The organism is Ramlibacter tataouinensis TTB310 (assembly GCF_000215705.1).
Classification (GTDB): Bacteria; Pseudomonadota; Gammaproteobacteria; order Burkholderiales; family Burkholderiaceae_C; genus Ramlibacter; species Ramlibacter tataouinensis.
This window is the reverse complement of sequence record NC_015677.1, coordinates 2,880,098-2,897,558: the sequence shown is the minus strand read 5'-3', so window position 1 is coordinate 2,897,558 and position 17,461 is coordinate 2,880,098. Positions and strand designations below refer to the sequence as shown.

The following is a 17,461-nucleotide window of genomic DNA, read 5'->3' as shown; positions in this document are numbered from 1 at the left end:
TTCTCTTGTGGCGCCTTCAGCGGCGCAAAACCCGTCCCGGCCGCTCGTCGTTGCGGACGCCGTCCCGGACCACGGCGCGTCCGTTGACCATCACGTGATGGAACCCGGCGGGGTGGCGAAGCGGCTCCAGCACCGAGGAGCGGTCCTCGACCCCGGGCGGGTCCAGCACCACCAGGTCGGCGAAGGCGCCGGGCCGCAGCCGGCCCCGGTCGGCCAGGCCCAGGCGCTGCGCGGGCTGGGAGGTCAGGCGGCGGATGGCCTCCGGCAGGGTGATGACCTGGCGGTCGCGCACGTAGTGCCCGAGCAGGCGGGCCGTCCAGCCGTAGCCGCTGAGCGAGCCGATGGTGTCCTTCAGCGGACCCCGCCGCGACAGCGCCAGCGTGTCCGACATGACGCTGCAGCCCGCCTCGCGCAGGCACATGCAGACGTCCGCGTCGTTGAAGCTGCGCGAGGTCCACATGACGTTCGGCAGGCCTTCCCCCTCCTCCAGCAGCAGGTCGAGCACGGCGTCGTAGGGATCGGTGCCGCGCTGGGCGCCGATCCGGGTGAAGTTCATGCCGACCAGGTCCTGGTTGGCGGCAGAGCTCAACAGCACGATGTCGTCCCAGCGGCCGGCGCTCACCAGCCGCCAGATCGGGCGCGGGTTGTCCTTCATCTGCCGGCGCAGCGCCGGGTCCTTGAGCCGTTCCAGCGTCCTGGCGGTCCCGCCTTCGCGTGCCCACGGCGGGAGGATGGACACCATGCAGGTGTGGCTCCAGTCGTGCGGGATGATGTCGAACGCGACATCCACGCCTTCGCGCCGGGCCCGGTAGATCAGCTCCAGCGTGTGCTGCATCGCGTGGGCAGGCGCCCCGAACTTGGGCTGGATGTGCGAGATCTGCAGGCGCGCGCCCGTCTGCCGGGCAGTGGCCACCGCTTCGGTGAAGCCCAGGTCGTAGTGGATGTCGCGGTTGCGCACATGGGTGGCGTACAGCCCTCCGCGGCGGGCGGCGACCGCGCTCATCGCCGCGATCTCCTCCGGCGACGCCGTGTTGCCGGGCCAGTACTCCAGCCCCGTGGACAGGCCGATGGCGCCGGCGTCGAAGGCGTCCTCGGCCAACCGCACCATGGCCTGCACCTGGTCGCCCGTGCCGGGCACCGCCGCCTGCGCCACGGCCGCGCGGTGGAGGGCGCCGTGGCCGACGAACGCCGCGACGTTCACCGCCGGCGCGGCCTGCTGCAGCCGGTCGAGGTACTCGCCGAAGCTGCGCCAGCGGATGTCGACCGCGTCTTCCACGTAGCCGAGCACCGCGCCCGCGTCGGCGCTGGAGGCCAGCGGCGCGCAGCTGAAGCCGCACTGGCCGATCACCTCGGTGGTGACGCCCTGGCAGACCTGGCTGTCGGCCCGGCCGTCGACCAGCAGCGTGAAGTCCGAATGGGTGTGGATGTCGACGAAGCCCGGCGCGACGGTCAGCCCGCGGGCGTCGATGCGCTCGCCTGCCGCAGCGCCCCCCAGCATGCCGATGGCGGCGATGCGGTCGCCCACGATGCCGACGTCGGCCTCGAACGCGGGTGCGCCGGTCCCGTCGATCACGCTGCCGCCGATGAAGAGGGTGTCGAACACGGCCCGTCCTTCAGCGCCCGCGCCGGTGCTGAACCCAGCCTTCGACGCCGCGCAGCGCGACGTCGATCAGCAGGCCGAACACGCCCACGGCGATCATCCCGACCATGACGATCGAGGTGTCCAGCGCGCCCTGGGCGCGCACCATCATCAGTCCGATGCCGCTGTTGGCCGCGATCAGCTCGGCCCCGATGAGCGATTGCCAGCCGGCGCCGGCGCTGACCCGCAGGCCCGCGATGGTCGACGGCAGCGACGCCGGCAGCAGCACCTCGTAGATGATCCGCGGTCCCGAGGCACCCAGGACCTGGGCCGCCTCGATGTACTTGCGTTCCACGTAGCGGGCGCCCCGGTAGGCATTGATCAGGCAGGGCGGAAAGGCACCGGCGAAGATGATCAGGGTCGGCCCGCCGACGCCGGTGCCGAACCACAGCGCGGCGAACGGCACCCAGGCGATGGGCGCGATGAAGCGCAGGCTGTCGAACAGCGGGGTGATGACGTTGTCCAGCCAGCGGTACCAGCCCATCAGCAAACCCAGGGGCACGCCCACGGCGGCGGCCAGCAGGAAGCCGCGCAGGTAGCGCTCGATGCTGGCGGCCAGGTGCGCCTGCAGGGTCTGGCCCGAGAACGGTTCGGCCAGCAACCGCACGCCCCGCTCGAGGACCTCCCAGGGCAGGGGCAGGAACCTGCGCGGCGCAAGCTCCACCCAGGCGGCAAAGGTCCACAGGCCGAAGAAGAAGAGCAGGCCGGCGGCGGACATCCATGCCAGCTGCGAATGTTTGAGTCTGGGGTCCATGGCCTGCCTAGTGCGGGGTCCGCCACGGCATCGAGCGGTGCTCGACGACATCCAGGACCGCGGTGAGGGCGAATCCCACGACGGCGACCGACACCATGCCCGCCAGGATCATGGCCGGGTAGATGTCGAGTCCTGCCTGGTACAGCACCTTGCCGATGCCCAGCATCGCGCCCAGGAGTTCCGCGGCGACCAGCGCCGTCATGCAGCCCTGCAGCGCCAGGCGCAGGCCGGTGAAGATCGACGGCAGGGCACCCGGGACGATGACGTCCTTGACCAGGGCGAAGCCGCGCACGCCCAGCATCCGGCTTGCCTCGATGATCGGACGCTCGATGTTGCGCACGCCGGTGAAGCTGTTGATCACGGCGGGCACGAAGGCGGCGAACCACAGGATCATGACCTTGGCCGCATCGCCCAGGCCCAGCCAGACGATGGCCAGGGGGATCCAGGCCAGCGCCGGGATGGGGCGGATCAGCAGGAAGATGGGATTGGCCATGGCCTCGGCCCGCCGGCTCCACCCCATCCACAGTCCGAGCGGCACGCCGACCGCGGTGGCCGCGAAGAATCCCATCAGGATCAGCTTGACGCTTTGCAGCACGTGCTGGTGCAGCCTGCCGTCGCCGAACCCTTCGCTCCAGACCAGCTGGCGGGCGGCCGCCGCGAACTGCTCGGGCGACGGAAACGCCTGGGTGCTGATCCAGCCGGCCCTGGAGCCCAGGACCCAGGCACCCAGCACCACTGCGACGGTGGCGGCGCCTGTGTAGATCCTCGAACGGTCGGCTGTGCTCATGCATCGAAGAGTACATTTGCATCAGCAGTTGCCGTATGTCCAGACGACCAGATTCAATAAGGCCAGACGATGAACTCTCCCTTGGCATCAGGGTCAACACCTAGGCCGGACGGCACGCGGGGGCGGAACGCATCGCCGATGTGGGGTCGTCTGTTCAAACGCTTCGAGCAGCGGGGCAGCCTGCAGGCACGCATCCGCGACATGCTGGCCCAGGCCGTGCACGAGCGCCTGCTGGCACCGGGGGCACGGCTTCCTTCCACCCGTGCCCTGGCGCAGGAGCTGGGCGTGTCCCGGCTGACCGTGACCCTGGCCCTGCAATACCTGTGCGAGAGCGGCCTGATCGTGGCGCACGCCCGCAGCGGCTACCGGGTCAGCGTCGACGCGCTGCGCGGGCGCGCCGCGGAGCCGCCCCAGCGCGTCGACGCCACGGGTCGCCGCGGCCCGGCCTGGGAACAGCGGTTCAAGGTGCGGCCCACCGAGCAGCGCAACATCGCCAAGCCGGCCCACTGGCAGCAGCTGCCTTACCCCTTCATCTACGGGCAGTTCGACGCCTCGCTGTTCCCGCTGGCGCAATGGCGCGAATGCGCGCTGGAGTCGATGCACGTCGGCGCCATCCGCAGCTGGGCGCCGGACCACATCGACCGGGACCACGAGCCGCTGATCGAGCAGATCCAGCAACGGCTGCTGCCGGCGCGCGGCATCTGGGCGCAGCGCGACGAGATCCTGGTGACGGCGGGCGCCCAGCAGGCGATGCACCTGCTGGCCCAGGTCCTGGTGGGTCCCCGCACCGTGGTCGGGATCGAGAACCCCGGCTACCCGGACGCGAGGAACAACCTCCTGCTGCGCAGTGCGGCGCTCAGGCCCCTGCCCGTCGACGACGACGGGCTGGTGGTCGGGCCGGGGCTGGCGGCCTGCCGGTACGTCTACGTCACGCCGAGCCACCAATGCCCCACCACGGTGACCATGTCGCTCGCGCGGCGCCAAAAGCTGCTGGACTACGCCGACCGGCACGACATCGTCCTGATCGAGGACGACCACGAGAGCGAGCTCAATTTCCTGGGGCAGCCCAGCCCCGCCCTGAAAAGCATGGACGTGGGCGGGCGGGTCATCTACGTGGGCAGCCTGTCGAAAACCCTGGCGCACGGCCTGCGCATCGGCTACGTCGTGGCGCCGGCGCGGCTCATCTGCGAACTGCGGGCCATGCGCCGCCTGATGCTGCGCCATCCGGCCACCAACAACGAATACAGTGCGGCCCTTTTCATCGCGCATGGCTTCCACGAGGCCTTCATGCGCAAGCTCAATGCCGCTTACCGGGAGCGCGGCATGCAGCTGCTGCAAGCCCTCGGCCGCTACATGCCGGCGGCACGGGCCCGCCAGGCGCAAGGCGGCTCGGCGGTATGGGTGGAGATGCCCGAAAGGACCAACACCCGCAGCTTGGCAGAAAGGGCGCTTCGCGAAGGCATCGTCATCGAGCCGGGGGACGTCTTCTTCCACGCGGCCCGCCCGCCGTCCCGCTTCATGCGATTGGGGTATTCGTCCATTCCAACTGCCCAGATAGCTCCGGGCATCGCGAAGCTGGCCGCACTGGTGCAAGGCAGCGGTTGACCTTGCGACCAGGGGGCGGCATGCAGCCCTGCCTGGTGGTGCCCAGCTTCGATTGAGAGAAGATGAAGCCATGCCCGCCTTCCAGCCCGTCATCACCAGCCTGCTCGACAACGACCTGTACAAGTTCACCATGTGGCAGGCGCTGCTGCACCGGCACCCGCAGACGGTGGCCGAGTACGAGTTCGTGTGCCGCAACCAGCCGGACTACCCGCTGGCCGGGCTGCTCGATGAGGTGGATGCCCAGCTGGACCACCTGTGCACGCTGCGCTTTCGCGAGGACGAGCTGGACTACCTGTGCCGCCTGCGCTTCATCAAGCCGGACTTCGTCGACTTCCTGCGGCTGTTCCAGTTCCAGCGCCGCTTCATCCGCGCCTGGGCCGAGGGCGGGCAGCTGCGCATCCGCGCCGCCGGCCCGCAGGTGCACGTGATGGATTTCGAGATCCATGTGCTGGCCACCGTGAACGAGCTGTACTTCCGCCGTTTCGACCAGCAGCGCGCGCTGCGCACCGGCCGCGAGCGCCTGCGGGCCAAGATCGAGACGCTGCGCCAGGCCCTGCGCGCGCCGCCGCGCGCGCACCCGCTGGAGATCTTCGATTTCGGCGTGCGGCGCCGCTTCTCCGGCGCCTGGCAGCGCGAGGTGGTGGCCACGCTGCACGGCGCGGTGCCGCAGGTCTTCAAGGGCACGTCCAACGTGCTGCTGGCCAAGGAGCTGGGCCTGGTGCCCATCGGCACCATGGCGCACGAGTACCTGCAGACGTTCCAGGCGCTGGGCGTGCGCCTGCGCGACTTCCAGCGCGCCGCGCTGGAGGACTGGGTGCAGGAGTACCGGGGCGACCTGGGCATCGCCCTGACCGACGTGGTGGGCATGGACGCCTTCCTGTCCGACTTCGACCTGTACTTCGCCAAGCTGTTCGACGGGCTGCGGCAGGACTCGGGCGACCCCATCGAATGGGGCGAGAAGGCCATCGCCCACTACCAGAAGCTGCGCATCGACCCGCGCACCAAGCGGCTGGTGTTCTCCGACGCGCTGGACATCGCCAAGGCGCTGCGCATCCACGACGCCTTCGCCGACCGCGCGCCCACCGGCTTCGGCATCGGCACGCACTTCACCAACGACGTGGGCCATACCCCGATCAACATCGTGATGAAGCTGGTGTCCGCCAACGGCCAGCCGGTGGCCAAGATCTCGGACACGCCGGGCAAGACGCTGGTGAAGGACGAGACCTTCCTGGCGTACCTGAAGCAGGTGTTCGGGGTGGCTGATCAGGCGTAAAACAGGACGCCGAGCACGCCGGCCCAGTGCAGCACCACGGTCGTCCAGTACATGGCCAGGAACGACGCCTTGCGCGATTTGTGGCGCAGCACCTGCTGCGCGATCCAGGCGCCGGGCCAGCCGCCGGCCAGGCTCCACAGGTGCAGCGTGTCTTCCTTGATGCGCCAGCGGCCCTTCTCGGCGGCGAACTTGTCCTGCCAGTAGGCAAAGAAGGTCAGGAAGCTCAAGCCCAGGGAGGCGGGCAGCACGTACCACGGCCACTGCCGCACCCACACGGCCCAGGACAGCATGGCGGCATAGGCCAGCATCAAGGGCAATGCCGCCCAGGCAGCCGACTCGCCATGCGCGCCCTGGTGGCGGGGTGCGCGCCCGGGAACGCCGGCCTTGCGCGGCTGCCCGCGGCCCCGTGCCGTGCTGCGGATGAAACCGAAGCCGCGGTTCTCGTCCCAGCGTACGACGGTGCCCTGTCTCTTCATGCGTCTATTGTGTACGGCTGGGCAGTGGCGCAGCGGCGACACCGAGGTGGCCGCCACGGCCGGGCTGGTGCACCATCCAGCCATCCGCAACAGCTTCCGATGCCATCCATGTCCTTCCTCATGCGCCCGCTGGCCGTCGCCGCATTCCTGCTGCTGGGCGCCGGGCCGGCGGCGGCCCAGACCCAGCAGGTCTACTGGTGCGCCGGCCGCGATGGCCCCACCTACACGCATGCGCCCTGCAGCGGCGGCAAGGCCCTGGGCCACAAGCGCCCGGTGGCCAAGGAGCGCGCCGCCCCGCCGCCGCAGGACCGGGCCCGCCGCATGAACCGCGCCCAGCTGCCGCCCGAGACGCGGGCCCAGTGCAGCGCGCTGGAAAAGGAGATCAGGCAGGCCGAGGCCCGGCTCAAGGCCCGGAAAGGGCCGCCGCCGGCGGGCGCGGAGGGCGACCTCGCCATCCAGCGCGTGCGCTACCGCGAGATGCGCTGCTGACGCCTACGGCTTCTTCAGCTTGCCCCTGGGGATGACGGTGGTGGTGGGCGGCGTCGGCCGGTCGGACTGCGAGCCCTCCTTGGGCGGCGAGGTGTCCTTCTTGGGCTTCTTGGTCATCTTGTTGCTGCGTTGCGTGCCTTTGGGCATGGGGTCCTCCTGGATCGCTGCGAATGTAGCAGCGCGCGCGTGCCGGCCAACGGCCCCGGCTCAGCCCTCGGCCTCCTGCAGCACCCGCACCTTGACGCTGCGGCCCTTGATGCGGCCGGCGTTCAGCCGGCTCGCCGCCTGCCCGGCGATGCCGCGCTCCACCGCCACGTAGGTGGAGAACTCGTTCACGTCGATCTTGCCGACCTGCTCGCGGGTGTAGCCCAGGTCGGCCGTGAGCGCGCCCAGCACGTCGCCGGGCCGGATCTTCTCCTTGCGGCCGCCCTGGATGTGCAGCGTGGCCATGGGCGGCACCAGCGGCCCGGTGCCGCCGGGCGTGAGCCCGCCCAGCGGATGCCACACGCTCTCCCGGCCCTGCAGCTGCTCGATGCGACCCACCGCGCCCATCTCGTCGAGGCTGGCCAGGCTGAGGGCCAGGCCGCTTTCGCCGGCGCGGCCGGTGCGGCCGATGCGGTGGATGTGCACCTCGGGATCGGGCGTCACGTCGACGTTGATCACGGCGGCCAGCCCCGCGATGTCCAGCCCGCGCGCGGCCACGTCGGTGGCCACCAGCACCGAGCAGCTGCGGTTGGCGAAGCGCACCAGCACCTGGTCGCGCTCGCGCTGCTCCAGCTCGCCGGACAGGGCCAGCGCGCTCGTGCCCTGCGCCTGCAGCGCCGCCGCCACCTCGCGGCAGCGCGCCTTGGTGTTGCAGAAGGCCAGCGTGCTGGCGGGGCGGAAATGACCCAGCAGCAGGCTCACGGCGGGGATGCGCTCGCGCTCGGTCACCTCGTACCAGCGCTGCTCGATGACGCCGCCCGTGTGCTGCGCCGCCACCTTCACCGTGACCGGCTCACGCATGAACCGGGCGGCCAGCCGGGCGATGCCCTCGGGGTAGGTGGCCGAGAACAGCAGGGTCTGGCGCTGCGGCGGGCACTGCTTCACGACCTTGGCGATGTCGTCCAGGAAGCCCATGTCCAGCATGCGGTCGGCCTCGTCCAGCACCAGGGTGTTGAGCGCATCGAGCCGCAGGCTGCCGCGCTCCAGGTGGTCCAGCACCCGGCCGGGCGTGCCCACCACGACGTGTGCGCCGTGCTCCAGCGTGGTGAGCTGCCCGCGCAGCGGCACGCCGCCGGTGAGCGTGACCACCTTGGTGTTGTCCTCGGCCCGCGCCAGCCGCCGCACCTCGGCCGTCACCTGGTCGGCCAGCTCGCGCGTGGGGCACAGCACCAGCGACTGCACGGCGAAGCGCCTCGGGTTGAGGTTGGCCAGCAGGGCCAGCGCGAAGGCGGCCGTCTTGCCGCTGCCGGTCTTGGCCTGGGCGATCAGGTCCTTGCCCAGCAAGGCCGGCGGCAGGCTGGCCGCCTGGATGGCCGTCATCTCCCGGTAGCCCAGGCGGTCGAGGTTGGCGAGGGTGGCCGGCGAGAGGGGCAGGGTGCTGAAGGCGGTGGCGGGCATGCGGCGATCATTCCACAGCCCGGGTCGGCGCTCGCAATCCGGGCCGCGGCTGCTGTACGCTGCGGCCTCGATCCCCGCGCCCCCGATGCCTTTACTCAAGCCCAGGAACCTCAACCACGTGCTCGGGCGGCTGCTGGCAGCGGTCATCGCCCCCCTGTTGCTCGGCACGCTGGCGCTGCTGACATGGCAGACCAGCCAGGAGAACCGGCTGGCGCAGACCCGCCTGCTGGCCCTGGCGCACGCGCTGGTGCAGGCCTCGGACGCCGAGTTCGACCGCGGCATCGCGCAGCTGCAGGTGCTGGCCGCCTCGCCGATGATCGACGAAGGCGACTGGCAGCAGATGCACCGGTTCGCGTCGGAAGTGACGCGCAAGGTGCCGGGCAGCCTGATCGTGCTGGTGGGCCCGGACGGCCAGGCGCTGCTCAACACCGTCGTGCCCTGGGGCCAGCCGCTGCCCAACCTGTGGAAGCTGGGCGAGCAGCACAAGGAGGCGTTGTGGGAGGGGCGCTCCCTGCCCCTGAGCTCCGGCAACCTGTCGCGCCAGGCCTTCGACACCGGCCAGCCGGCCTACAGCGACCTGTACTACGGCGTGCAGGTGAACCGGCCGGCGCTGTCGGTGTCCGTCCCGGTGCAGCGCGACGGCCGCTCGCGCTACGCGCTGATCCTGTCGTACCCGCCCGCCGTGCTGCAGGAGATGATCCGCTCGTCGGTGACCGTGCCCGAGGTCCGCGCCGGCCTGGTGGACCGCCGCGGCGTGGTGGTCGCCGCCAACGGCGCCGCCGCGGCCCGCCTCGGGGACAAGGCCGTGCCCATCACGACGCGGCCAGGGGCCCTGCACGGCCTGTACCGCGCCACCTCGCGCGACGGCACACCCCTCATGGGCGCCTATGCCGTGTCGCGCAAAAACGGCTTCATCGTGCGGGTGTCGCAGCCCCATCCCGGCCACCTCTTTCCGACGCGGCTCACCTCGCTGGCCTGGCTGGCCCTGCTGCTCACCGCCTTCGTGGCCAGCGTGGTGCTGGCCGGCCTGCTGAGCCGGCGCCTGGCGCGTCCGCTGCGCGAGCTGGGCGAGGACGTGCGCGTGGGCCGCCCGCCGCCGCCCGAGCGCGACACCGGCATCGCCGAGATCGACCTGCTGGCCCAGGCCCTGCGCGACGGCGCCCAGGCCGAGCGGCAGCGCGTGCAGGAGCAGACGCTGCGCACCGTGGCGCAGAACCAGGAGGCGCTGCTGCGCCAGGCCGACCGGCAGAAGGACGAGTTCCTGGCCACGCTGGCCCACGAGCTGCGCAACCCGCTGGCGCCGATCCGCACCTCGGCCGAGCTGATCCGCCGGCGCGCCCCGGCCGACCCCGTGGTGGAGCGCGCACGCTCGATCATCGAGCGGCAGGTGCTGCACCTGTCGCGCCTGGTGGACGACCTGCTGGACGTCTCGCGCATCACGCTGGGCCGCATCCACCTGCGCCAGGAGCCGGTGAACCTGGGCGAGGTGGCCGCGGCCGCGGTGGATGCCGTGGGCGACGCGGCGGCGCAGGCGGGCCTGGTGCTGGAGCAGGACATCGCCGCGCCGCCGCCCTTCGTCAACGGCGATGCCACGCGCCTGACGCAGTGCGTGGTGAACCTGCTGAACAACGCGGTGAAGTTCACCCCCCGTGGCGGCCGGCTGGTGGTGCGCGTGATGCGGCAGGGCACGCAGGCGGTGGTCGAGGTGCAGGACAGCGGGGTGGGCGTCAGCGCCGACAACCTGCACCGCATCTTCGAGCTGTTCGTGCAGGAGCGGCACAGCGGCCATGGCGGCAACACCGGCCTGGGCATCGGCCTGGCGCTCACGCGCCGGCTGGTGGAGCTGCACGGCGGAACCATCCGCGCCATGAGCGCCGGGCTGGGGCACGGCAGCACCTTCCGCATCGAGCTGCCCCTGGCCGAGGCGCCGCAGGCTGCCGTCCCGCCCGCGGCGCCGCAGGCCCGCGGCACGCAGGAGAAAAGCGCCGGCCTGCAGGTGCTGGTGGTGGACGACAACCGGGACGCGGCCGACACCCTGGCCGACCTGCTGGGCATGCACGGCTACGGCACGGCCGTGGCGCACGACGGCCAGTCGGCCGTGCGCGCCGTCCAGGAGCGCGCCCCCGACGCCGTGCTGCTGGACATCGGCCTGCCCGACATCGACGGCTACGAGGTCTGCCGCCGCATCCGCACCCAGCCGGGCCTGAAGCGCCAGCCGGTGCTGATCGCGGTGACCGGCTGGGGCCAGCAGAGCGACCAGGACGCGGCCCAGGCCGCCGGCTTCGACGCGCACATGACCAAGCCGGTGGCGCCGCAGGCGTTGATGGAGGTGCTGGGCGAGCGGGTGGGGCGCTGACAGCCCGGCGCTCGGCCGGCCTCAGCGCGGGACCGGGTCGCAGCCGATGCGCTGCAGCGCCGCGTCCACCCACGAGGTGTCGTGCCGGCCGGCGGCGATGTTCTGCAGCGTCTTCTGTTCCGCGGCGCTCTTCTGGTTGGCCGCGGCCAGGATCGCCTCGGCCTGGTCGAACGGCACGCACAGCAGGCCGTCGGCATCGCCCACCATCAGGTCGCCGGGGTGGATGACCATGCCGTCGATGGCGACGGGCACGTTGATCTCGCCCGGGCCGTCCTTGTACGGCCCGCGGTGGGTGACGCCGGCCGCATACACGGGGAAGCTGCCGCTGCCGATCATGTCCAGGTCGCGGATGGCGCCGTTCATCACGAAGCCGGCGATGCCGCGGCTGACCGCGTAGCTCACCATCAGCTCGCCGATCAGCGCATTGGTCAGGTCGCCGCCGGCGTCCACCACGATCACGTCGCCCGGTTCGGCCAGGGCCAGCGCCTTGTGGATCATCAGGTTGTCGCCCGGGCGGGTCTTGACCGTCAGAGCCGCGCCGCCCAGCCGGCCGCTCTTGTGCATGGGCCGCAGGCGCGGGCCGCCGGCCGTCATGCGCGACATGCAGTCGCTGATGTTGGCGACGGGAACGCCGGCGAATGCCTGGACCAGGCGTTCGCTGATGCGCCGCTGGCGCTTGAGGATCTGGAGACCGACCATGGTGGGATGCCTTGAAGGAGGGAATGGAAGGAGGGGAGGGTAGCGCGTCAGCCCTCGGGCGCGCCGCGCACCAGGAAGCCGGGGCCCAGCTGGTCCAGCGAGGTGATGCCCAGCAGCGCCATGTCGCGCGAGACCTCCTGCTTGAGCAGCTCGATGCCCCTGAGCACGCCGGCCTCGCCGGCCACGGCGGCCGCGAAGCTGAACGGCCGGCCGACGAAGACGAAGCGGGCGCCCAGCGCCAGCGCCTTGAGCACGTCGCTGCCGCGGCGCACGCCGCTATCGAGCATCACGGGCACCTCGGGGCAGGCCTGCACGATCCGCGGCAGCGCGCGCAGCGGCGCCACCGCGCCGTCGAGCTGGCGGCCGCCGTGGTTGGACACGATGATGCCGTCGGCGCCCGCGTCGGCGGCCATGCGCGCATCGCGCGGATCGAGCACGCCCTTGAGCACCAGGTGCCCGGGCCAGAGCTTGCGGATCATGGCGAAATGCCGCCAGTTCAGGTGGCCGCGGTCGGAGAAGTCGCGCTCCACGTTGGGCGACAGGATGGGCGCGCCGCGGCTCGCATAGTTGTTCTCGAAGTGCGGCATGCCGTGCCGCGCCAGCGTACGCAGGAAGGTGCCGAACAGCCAGCGGGGATGCGACAGGCCCTGCCAGGCCAGCCGCAGCGACGGCCGCAGCGGGATGGAAAAGCCCGCGCGCACGTTGTTCTCGCGGTTGGCGCCGACGGCGGTGTCGACCGTGACCACCAGCGTCTGGTAGCCGGCCGCCTGCACGCGCTGCAGCAGCGCCGCGATGGCGGCATCGTCCCCCGGCAGGTAGGCCTGGAACCAGGCCCCGGGGTTGGCCTGGGCCACGTCCTCCAGCCGGATCAGCGAGGAGCCGCTCATCACCATGGGCACGTTCTCGCGGGCCGCGGCCTGGGCCAGCACCAGGTCGCCGCGGTAGGCCGACAGCGCCGCCAGGCCCATGGGCGCGATGCCGAAGGGCGCGTCGTAGCGCCGGCCGAACAGCGTGGTGGCCGTGCTGCGCTGGCTGATGTCCACCAGCACGCGCGGCACGAAGGCGTAGTGCTGGAACACGGCGCGGTTCTCGCGCCAGGACTGGTTGGTCTCGGCGGCCCCGGCGACGTAGGCATACACGGGCGCGGGCAGGTGGCGCCGCGCCGCTGCGTCGAAGTCGTCCAGGCACAGGATGCCGGCATGCCGCGCCGCCAGCGCGGGCCGCGCGCGGCTGCTGCCGCGCGGCTGGGGCGGCGCGTCCGGCACGCCGGCCGCTGCGCTGCGGGGGGTTGGCAACTGCATGGTTCCGCCCGCGCCTCAGGAAGAGGGCTCCTGCTGCCGCGGGATGGGCATCCCGTTCATCTGCTGCACCTGCAGCGCGAGGGCGCACCAGTCCCAGTCGGCGCGGCCGCCTTCGCACAGCTCGTCCAGCAGGCGTTCGGCCAGCGCCGCCGCCGGCAGCACGCCGCCGCCGGCCTGGACCGTCTCCAGCGCCAGGCGCAGGTCCTTGCGCATCAGCTGCGCGCGAAAGCCCGGCGTGAACGAGCCTTCGATGATCCGCGGCCCGTGCTTTTCCAGCGAGAAGCTGCGGGCCGAGCCGCCCAGCAGCACCTCGCGCATCAGCGCCGGGTCCACGCCCTGCTGGCGGGCCAGGGCGATGGCGTCGGCGACGCCCAGCAGCGCACCCGCGACGGCGACCTGGTTGCAGGCCTTCACGGTCTGTCCCGCGCCGAGTTCGCCCACGTGCGTGAGGGTCTTGCAGAAGGCGCCCATCACTTCGCGGCAGGCCTCCACGGCTTCCGCGGGCCCGCCCACCATGCAGCCGAGCGTGCCGGCCTCGGCGCCCTGCTGGCCGCCGCTGACCGGCGCGTCGAGGAACCAGATGCCGCGCTCGCGCAGCCGGGCGCCGAACTCGCGTGCCGAGGTGGCGGCGATGGTGCTGGTGTCCACCACGCAGCTGCCGGGTTGGAGCGCGGCCGCGAGGCCGCCGGCGCCGAACAGCACCTGCTGCACCGCCGCGGCGTCGGGCAGGCTGAGCAGCACCAGGTCGCAGGCACCCAGCGCCGACACCTGGCCGGCCACCTGCGCGCCGGCCTGCGCGAACGCCTGCGCCACCTGCGGCTGGCGTGCGTACACCTGGAGCCTGCAGCCCTTGCGCAGCAGGCAGCGCGCCATGCCGCCGCCCATCACGCCCAGGCCGACGAAGCCGATGGCGCTGTGGGGACCGAAAGGACCGCGCAGGCTCATTTGGCGACCGCCTTGCCGATCAGCTCGTACGCCTCGACGACCTCCTTCTGCCAGGCGGCGCCGTCGGCGTAGTCCTGGGTCAGGCCGGACCTGGCCACCCAGTCCTTCCATTCCGGCGTCTGCATCACCTGGCGGAAGCCGTCGTGCAGGTAGCGCACCACCGGCGCCGGCATGCCGGCCGGGCCCATCAGGCCCTTCATGTTGTCCAGCGCGACGGGCACGCCCAGCTCGGTCATGGTCGGCACATTCGGCAGCTGCGGCATGCGCGTGCGGGAGAACAGCGCCAGCGGCCGCACGCGGCCGGCGTCGATCATGGCCTTCATCTCCTCGTAGGCGCCGAAGGCGCAGTCCACCTGGCCGCCGAGCAGCGCGTTCATGGAATCGGCCGCGCCCTTGTACGGCACGTGCAGCAGCTTGATGCCGGCCTGCTTCTCCCACACCAGCCCGGTGGCGTGGAAGATGCCGCCTTCGCCGGTGGAGCCGTACGACACCTTCTCCGGCGCCTGGCGGGCCTCGGCCAGCAGCGCCTTCATGTCGGCGAACCGGGAGTCGGCCTTCACCGCCAGGATGCTGGGCGCGCGCGAGACCTTGATCACCGGCGTGAAGGACTTGCGCGGGTCGTAGGGCAGGGGCTTGAAGTGGCCGACCGAGGTGGTCTCGCTGCCGCCGCCCACGAACAGCGTGTAGCCGTCCGGCCTGGCTTCGGCGGCCTGCTGGGCGGCGATGGCGCCGGCGGCGCCCACCTTGTTCACCACGACCACCGGCACGGGCAGGACGTTCTTGGCCGCGAAGGACAGCTGCCGCGCGATCTGGTCGGCCGAGCCGCCGGGCGCGAAGCCCACCAGGATGGTGATGGGCTGGGCGGGCGTCCAATCCGGCTGGGCCCAGGCGGGCGCGGCCAGGGACGACAGGCCCAGGACGCCGAGCTGGCGCCGGGTGAGCGGGGTCTGGTGCATGGCATGTCTCCTGCCGCCCGATTCTCGGCACCGGGCGCGCGCCGGAAAAGTGATAAAAATCGAAGCTGCTCCTTCGCTTTTCCGAAAGAACATGACGCTCAAGCAGCTGGAGGCCTTCTACTGGGCGGCGAGCGTCGCCAGCTTCGCCGTGGCGGCCGGGCGGCTGCACGTGTCGCAGTCCACGCTGTCCAAGCGCATCGCCGAGCTGGAGGGGCAGCTGCGCAGGCCCTTGTTCGACCGCAGCGGGCACCGGGCGGTGCTGACCGAGGCCGGCGGGCAGCTGCTCCCGCTGGCGCGCCGCATGCTGGGGCTGGCCGAGGAGATGCGCGCGCAGGCGGCCGACAGCGGCGGCCTGCGGGGCCACTGCCGCTTCGGCGTGGGCGAACTCGCCGCGCTGACCTGGCTGCCGGACCTGGTGGCCGGCCTGCGCGCCCGGCACCCGGACCTGGTGCTGGAGCCGCAGGTGGACCTGGGCGCCGCCCTGGAGCGGCGGCTGGAGAGCGGGGAGCTGGATTTCGCGGTGGTGGCGGGCTATTCCTCGCGCAGCACCGTCGCCAGCCAGGCCATCGCCGAAGTGCACTTCTCGTGGGCGGCCGCGCCGGCGCTGGTGGGCCCGCGGCGCACCGTCGACGCGCGGCTGCTGCAGGAGGCGGCGCTCATCACCATGCCCGCGGCGGCGGGCCCCACCCGCATGCTGGAGCACTGGCTGGCCGTGAACAACCTGGAAGCCGGGCGCCGCCTGACCTGCAACAACCTGGCGGCCATCGCCGGGCTGATCGCGGCGGGCGTGGGCATCGGCCTGTTTCCCCAGGGCTGGCTGCGCCAGATGGCCGACCGCCAGGCGGTGGTGGAGCTGCGCAGCCGGCCGGCACTGCCGCCGCTGCAGTACACCTTCCAATGGCGCCGCGACGACAGCCGGCCGCTGCTGGCGCGCATGCGCGAGGCCGTGGCGCAGACGGTGGACTTCACCAAGCCCAGTCCGCTGTGGTGAGCCGGCTGCCTGGCCGGGCCGGGCTCAGCCCTGGAAGCCGAACACCAGCAGCAGGTTGTTGGCCGGCAGGGCGTGCCGCTGCCGCAGGTCCAGGCCCGCGCGCTGCGCCTCGCGCCGCACGTCTTCCAGCCGCCGGATGCCCCAGGCGGGGTCGCGGGCGCGCAGGCTCTCGTCGAAGGCCAGGTTGCCCGGCGCGGTGACGACGTCGTCTTCCAGGTAGGGACCGTAGGTCACCAGCACGCCGTGGGGCGCCAGGTGCCGCGCGCAACCCTGCATCAGCGCGGCACAGGTGGGCCAGGGCGCGATATGCAGCAGGTTGGCGCAGTAGATCGCGTCGAAGCGCTGCGCGAGGGGCGGCCACTGCGGCGCCATCACGTCCAGCAGCAGGGGCGGGTGGACATTGCCCACGCCGGCCTGCGCCGTCCAGCCGGCGATCACCGGAAGCATGTCGGGGTCGGCGTCGGTGGGCTGCCAGCTCCAGCCCGGCAGCGCGGCGGCAAACCACGCGGCATGCTGTCCGGTGCCGGAGGCGATCTCCAGCGCCGTGCCGCGGGCCGGCAGCACCTGCAGCAGCGCATCGAGGATGGGCTGCTTGTTGCGATCGGCGGCGGCGCTGTGAGGAAGGCCGGTCACGGCGGGTCGGGGCTCGGAGGCGTGGCAAGGGGCCCCGAAGTTTGCCACCGCATGGCAGGGAACACCGCCGTTAAACCCGGCGACGATTCCGGCGTCTTCCTACATGGCTCATGCGCGGTACACCCAAGAATAGCGACGCTGCCTGTAAACCTCTGGCGCAGTCTCTTGGAGGCACAGCGATGAACATGACGGAAAAGATCGCCCTGTGGGGCATGACCCACGCGTCCGCACGCGATGCCGAGCGGGCCGCCGCCCAGCACGGCGGGCCTGCCGACGAACTGCGCCGCGAAGCCCGGCGGCTGCGCGAGAGCGCCGACCGCCTGCACCGCGAGATCTGCATGGAGCGCAGTGGCGGCGGGCACAAGCCCGGGCACGCTTCCAAGGAACGCTGACGGCGCGCCCGGCAGCGGGCGTCCTACAAACGGCCGAGGCGGTGCCGTTGCACAGTGAGCGCATGGGCAGGGTGAATGCCCACCCTGCCGCAAGGAGCACCGCCATGAAGATGATGTCCTTTCTTGCCGGGGCAGTGTTCGGCGCTTTGCTGAACCAGTACCTCGGCTCCCGCGCCAGCCAAGCCCCCCGGGGCGCGGGTGTCGGCGCGCGCGGCACCGATGAGCTCATGTCCCGGGACCTGCCGGACTGGCCTACCCACGCGCCGCCGAAAACCGACGACGAACTGCGCGAGCGGATCCGCTCGCGCGTGGACCGCACCCTCCACAACCCCCAGGCCCTCCAGGTGGAGGTGAGCGGCGGCCGCGTGACGCTGCGCGGCGAGGTCCAGGCGCGCGACGTGATCCTGCTCATGGCCGAGCTGGAAAGCACGACCGGCGTGACGTCGGTGGACAACCAGGCGCAGATCCAGGGTTCGCCGGACGAGATCGCGCCGCCGCAGGGCCAGCCGGCGGTGCGGGCGGCCGAGCGCGTGTCTTCCCACATGTCCTGAGCCACCTGGCAC

General features: G+C 71.9%; 18 protein-coding genes. 7 read left to right on the top strand and 11 right to left on the bottom strand.

Translation table 11 applies throughout. The features are described from left to right. Window positions 1-16: 16 nt before the first annotated feature. The 3 genes from RTA_RS13925 to RTA_RS13915 are packed head-to-tail and all read right to left on the bottom strand — an operon-like array spanning window position 17 to window position 3,180. A complete protein-coding gene (locus RTA_RS13925; RefSeq protein WP_013902056.1) occupies window positions 17-1,603 on the bottom strand; it encodes an N-acyl-D-amino-acid deacylase family protein in 1,587 nt (528 codons plus the stop codon). Between the two features lie 10 nt (window positions 1,604-1,613). Then, window positions 1,614-2,393 carry an ABC transporter permease gene (locus RTA_RS13920; protein ID WP_013902055.1) on the bottom strand — a complete coding sequence of 260 codons (780 nt, stop codon included), beginning with the start codon at window positions 2,391-2,393 and terminating at the stop codon, window positions 1,614-1,616. A gap of 7 nt (window positions 2,394-2,400) precedes the next feature. Next, window positions 2,401-3,180 carry an ABC transporter permease gene (locus RTA_RS13915; protein WP_013902054.1) on the bottom strand — a complete coding sequence of 260 codons (780 nt, stop codon included), beginning with the start codon at window positions 3,178-3,180 and terminating at the stop codon, window positions 2,401-2,403. A 138-nt stretch (window positions 3,181-3,318) separates the two neighbouring features. Between RTA_RS13915 and pdxR the strand changes: the two genes are divergently transcribed. Together pdxR and pncB are read left to right on the top strand one after the other, a co-directional pair. Further along, the gene (pdxR, locus tag RTA_RS13910; protein ID WP_013902053.1) at window positions 3,319-4,785 is read left to right on the top strand and encodes a MocR-like pyridoxine biosynthesis transcription factor PdxR; all 1,467 of its coding nucleotides are present in this window, start codon (window positions 3,319-3,321) and stop codon (window positions 4,783-4,785) included. 70 nt (window positions 4,786-4,855) lie between these two features. Continuing rightward, on the top strand, window positions 4,856-6,058 hold the full coding sequence (pncB, locus tag RTA_RS13905) for a nicotinate phosphoribosyltransferase (RefSeq protein ID WP_013902052.1): 1,203 nt from the start codon (window positions 4,856-4,858) through the stop codon (window positions 6,056-6,058). On the opposite strand, the gene RTA_RS13900 is transcribed toward pncB, so the two are convergent. Beyond that, the gene (locus tag RTA_RS13900) at window positions 6,049-6,534 is read right to left on the bottom strand and encodes a DUF1294 domain-containing protein (RefSeq protein ID WP_041675592.1); all 486 of its coding nucleotides are present in this window, start codon (window positions 6,532-6,534) and stop codon (window positions 6,049-6,051) included. The two genes, pncB and RTA_RS13900, sit on opposite strands and share 10 nt — an antisense overlap. Before the next feature lie 108 nt (window positions 6,535-6,642). On the opposite strand from RTA_RS13900, the gene RTA_RS13895 reads away from it, so the two are divergent. After that, entirely contained in the window at window positions 6,643-7,023 is a 381-nt protein-coding gene (locus RTA_RS13895) for a hypothetical protein (RefSeq protein WP_013902051.1), read from the top strand. Window positions 7,024-7,026: 3 nt separating this feature from the next. On the opposite strand, the gene RTA_RS21125 is transcribed toward RTA_RS13895, so the two are convergent. Beyond that, entirely contained in the window at window positions 7,027-7,170 is a 144-nt protein-coding gene (locus RTA_RS21125) for a hypothetical protein (protein ID WP_013902050.1), read from the bottom strand. A 60-nt stretch (window positions 7,171-7,230) separates the two neighbouring features. After that, a complete protein-coding gene (gene dbpA, locus RTA_RS13890; protein WP_013902049.1) occupies window positions 7,231-8,625 on the bottom strand; it encodes an ATP-dependent RNA helicase DbpA in 1,395 nt (464 codons plus the stop codon). Window positions 8,626-8,710: 85 nt separating this feature from the next. On the opposite strand from dbpA, the gene RTA_RS21365 reads away from it, so the two are divergent. Beyond that, on the top strand, window positions 8,711-10,981 hold the full coding sequence (locus tag RTA_RS21365) for a hybrid sensor histidine kinase/response regulator (RefSeq protein ID WP_143762980.1): 2,271 nt from the start codon (window positions 8,711-8,713) through the stop codon (window positions 10,979-10,981). A gap of 21 nt (window positions 10,982-11,002) precedes the next feature. Here RTA_RS21365 and RTA_RS13880 read toward each other — a convergent pair whose 3' ends face one another. From RTA_RS13880 to RTA_RS13865, 4 genes are read right to left on the bottom strand one after another with little or no spacing between them, the layout of a single operon-like run. Continuing rightward, window positions 11,003-11,680, bottom strand: coding sequence for an RraA family protein (locus tag RTA_RS13880; protein WP_013902047.1), 678 nt, complete (start codon window positions 11,678-11,680; stop codon window positions 11,003-11,005). Window positions 11,681-11,727: 47 nt separating this feature from the next. After that, window positions 11,728-12,981, bottom strand: a complete 1,254-nt coding sequence (locus tag RTA_RS13875; RefSeq protein WP_013902046.1) for an alpha-hydroxy acid oxidase — start codon at window positions 12,979-12,981, stop codon at window positions 11,728-11,730. A 15-nt stretch (window positions 12,982-12,996) separates the two neighbouring features. Then, window positions 12,997-13,926 carry an NAD(P)-dependent oxidoreductase gene (locus RTA_RS13870; protein ID WP_013902045.1) on the bottom strand — a complete coding sequence of 310 codons (930 nt, stop codon included), beginning with the start codon at window positions 13,924-13,926 and terminating at the stop codon, window positions 12,997-12,999. Further along, a complete protein-coding gene (locus RTA_RS13865) occupies window positions 13,923-14,882 on the bottom strand; it encodes a Bug family tripartite tricarboxylate transporter substrate binding protein (protein ID WP_013902044.1) in 960 nt (319 codons plus the stop codon). The genes RTA_RS13870 and RTA_RS13865 overlap by 4 nt, the downstream gene beginning before the upstream one ends. 91 nt (window positions 14,883-14,973) lie before the next feature. On the opposite strand from RTA_RS13865, the gene RTA_RS13860 reads away from it, so the two are divergent. Continuing rightward, entirely contained in the window at window positions 14,974-15,873 is a 900-nt protein-coding gene (locus RTA_RS13860; RefSeq protein ID WP_041676432.1) for a LysR family transcriptional regulator, read from the top strand. A 24-nt stretch (window positions 15,874-15,897) separates the two neighbouring features. On the opposite strand, the gene RTA_RS13855 is transcribed toward RTA_RS13860, so the two are convergent. Further along, a complete protein-coding gene (locus tag RTA_RS13855; protein WP_013902042.1) occupies window positions 15,898-16,506 on the bottom strand; it encodes a DUF938 domain-containing protein in 609 nt (202 codons plus the stop codon). A 179-nt stretch (window positions 16,507-16,685) separates the two neighbouring features. On the opposite strand from RTA_RS13855, the gene RTA_RS13850 reads away from it, so the two are divergent. Both RTA_RS13850 and RTA_RS13845 read left to right on the top strand, forming a co-directional pair. Then, a complete protein-coding gene (locus RTA_RS13850; protein ID WP_013902041.1) occupies window positions 16,686-16,898 on the top strand; it encodes a hypothetical protein in 213 nt (70 codons plus the stop codon). Between the two features lie 104 nt (window positions 16,899-17,002). Beyond that, window positions 17,003-17,449: a BON domain-containing protein gene (locus RTA_RS13845; RefSeq protein WP_013902040.1), complete on the top strand. Its 447-nt coding sequence runs from the start codon at window positions 17,003-17,005 to the stop codon at window positions 17,447-17,449. Window positions 17,450-17,461 lie beyond the last annotated feature (12 nt).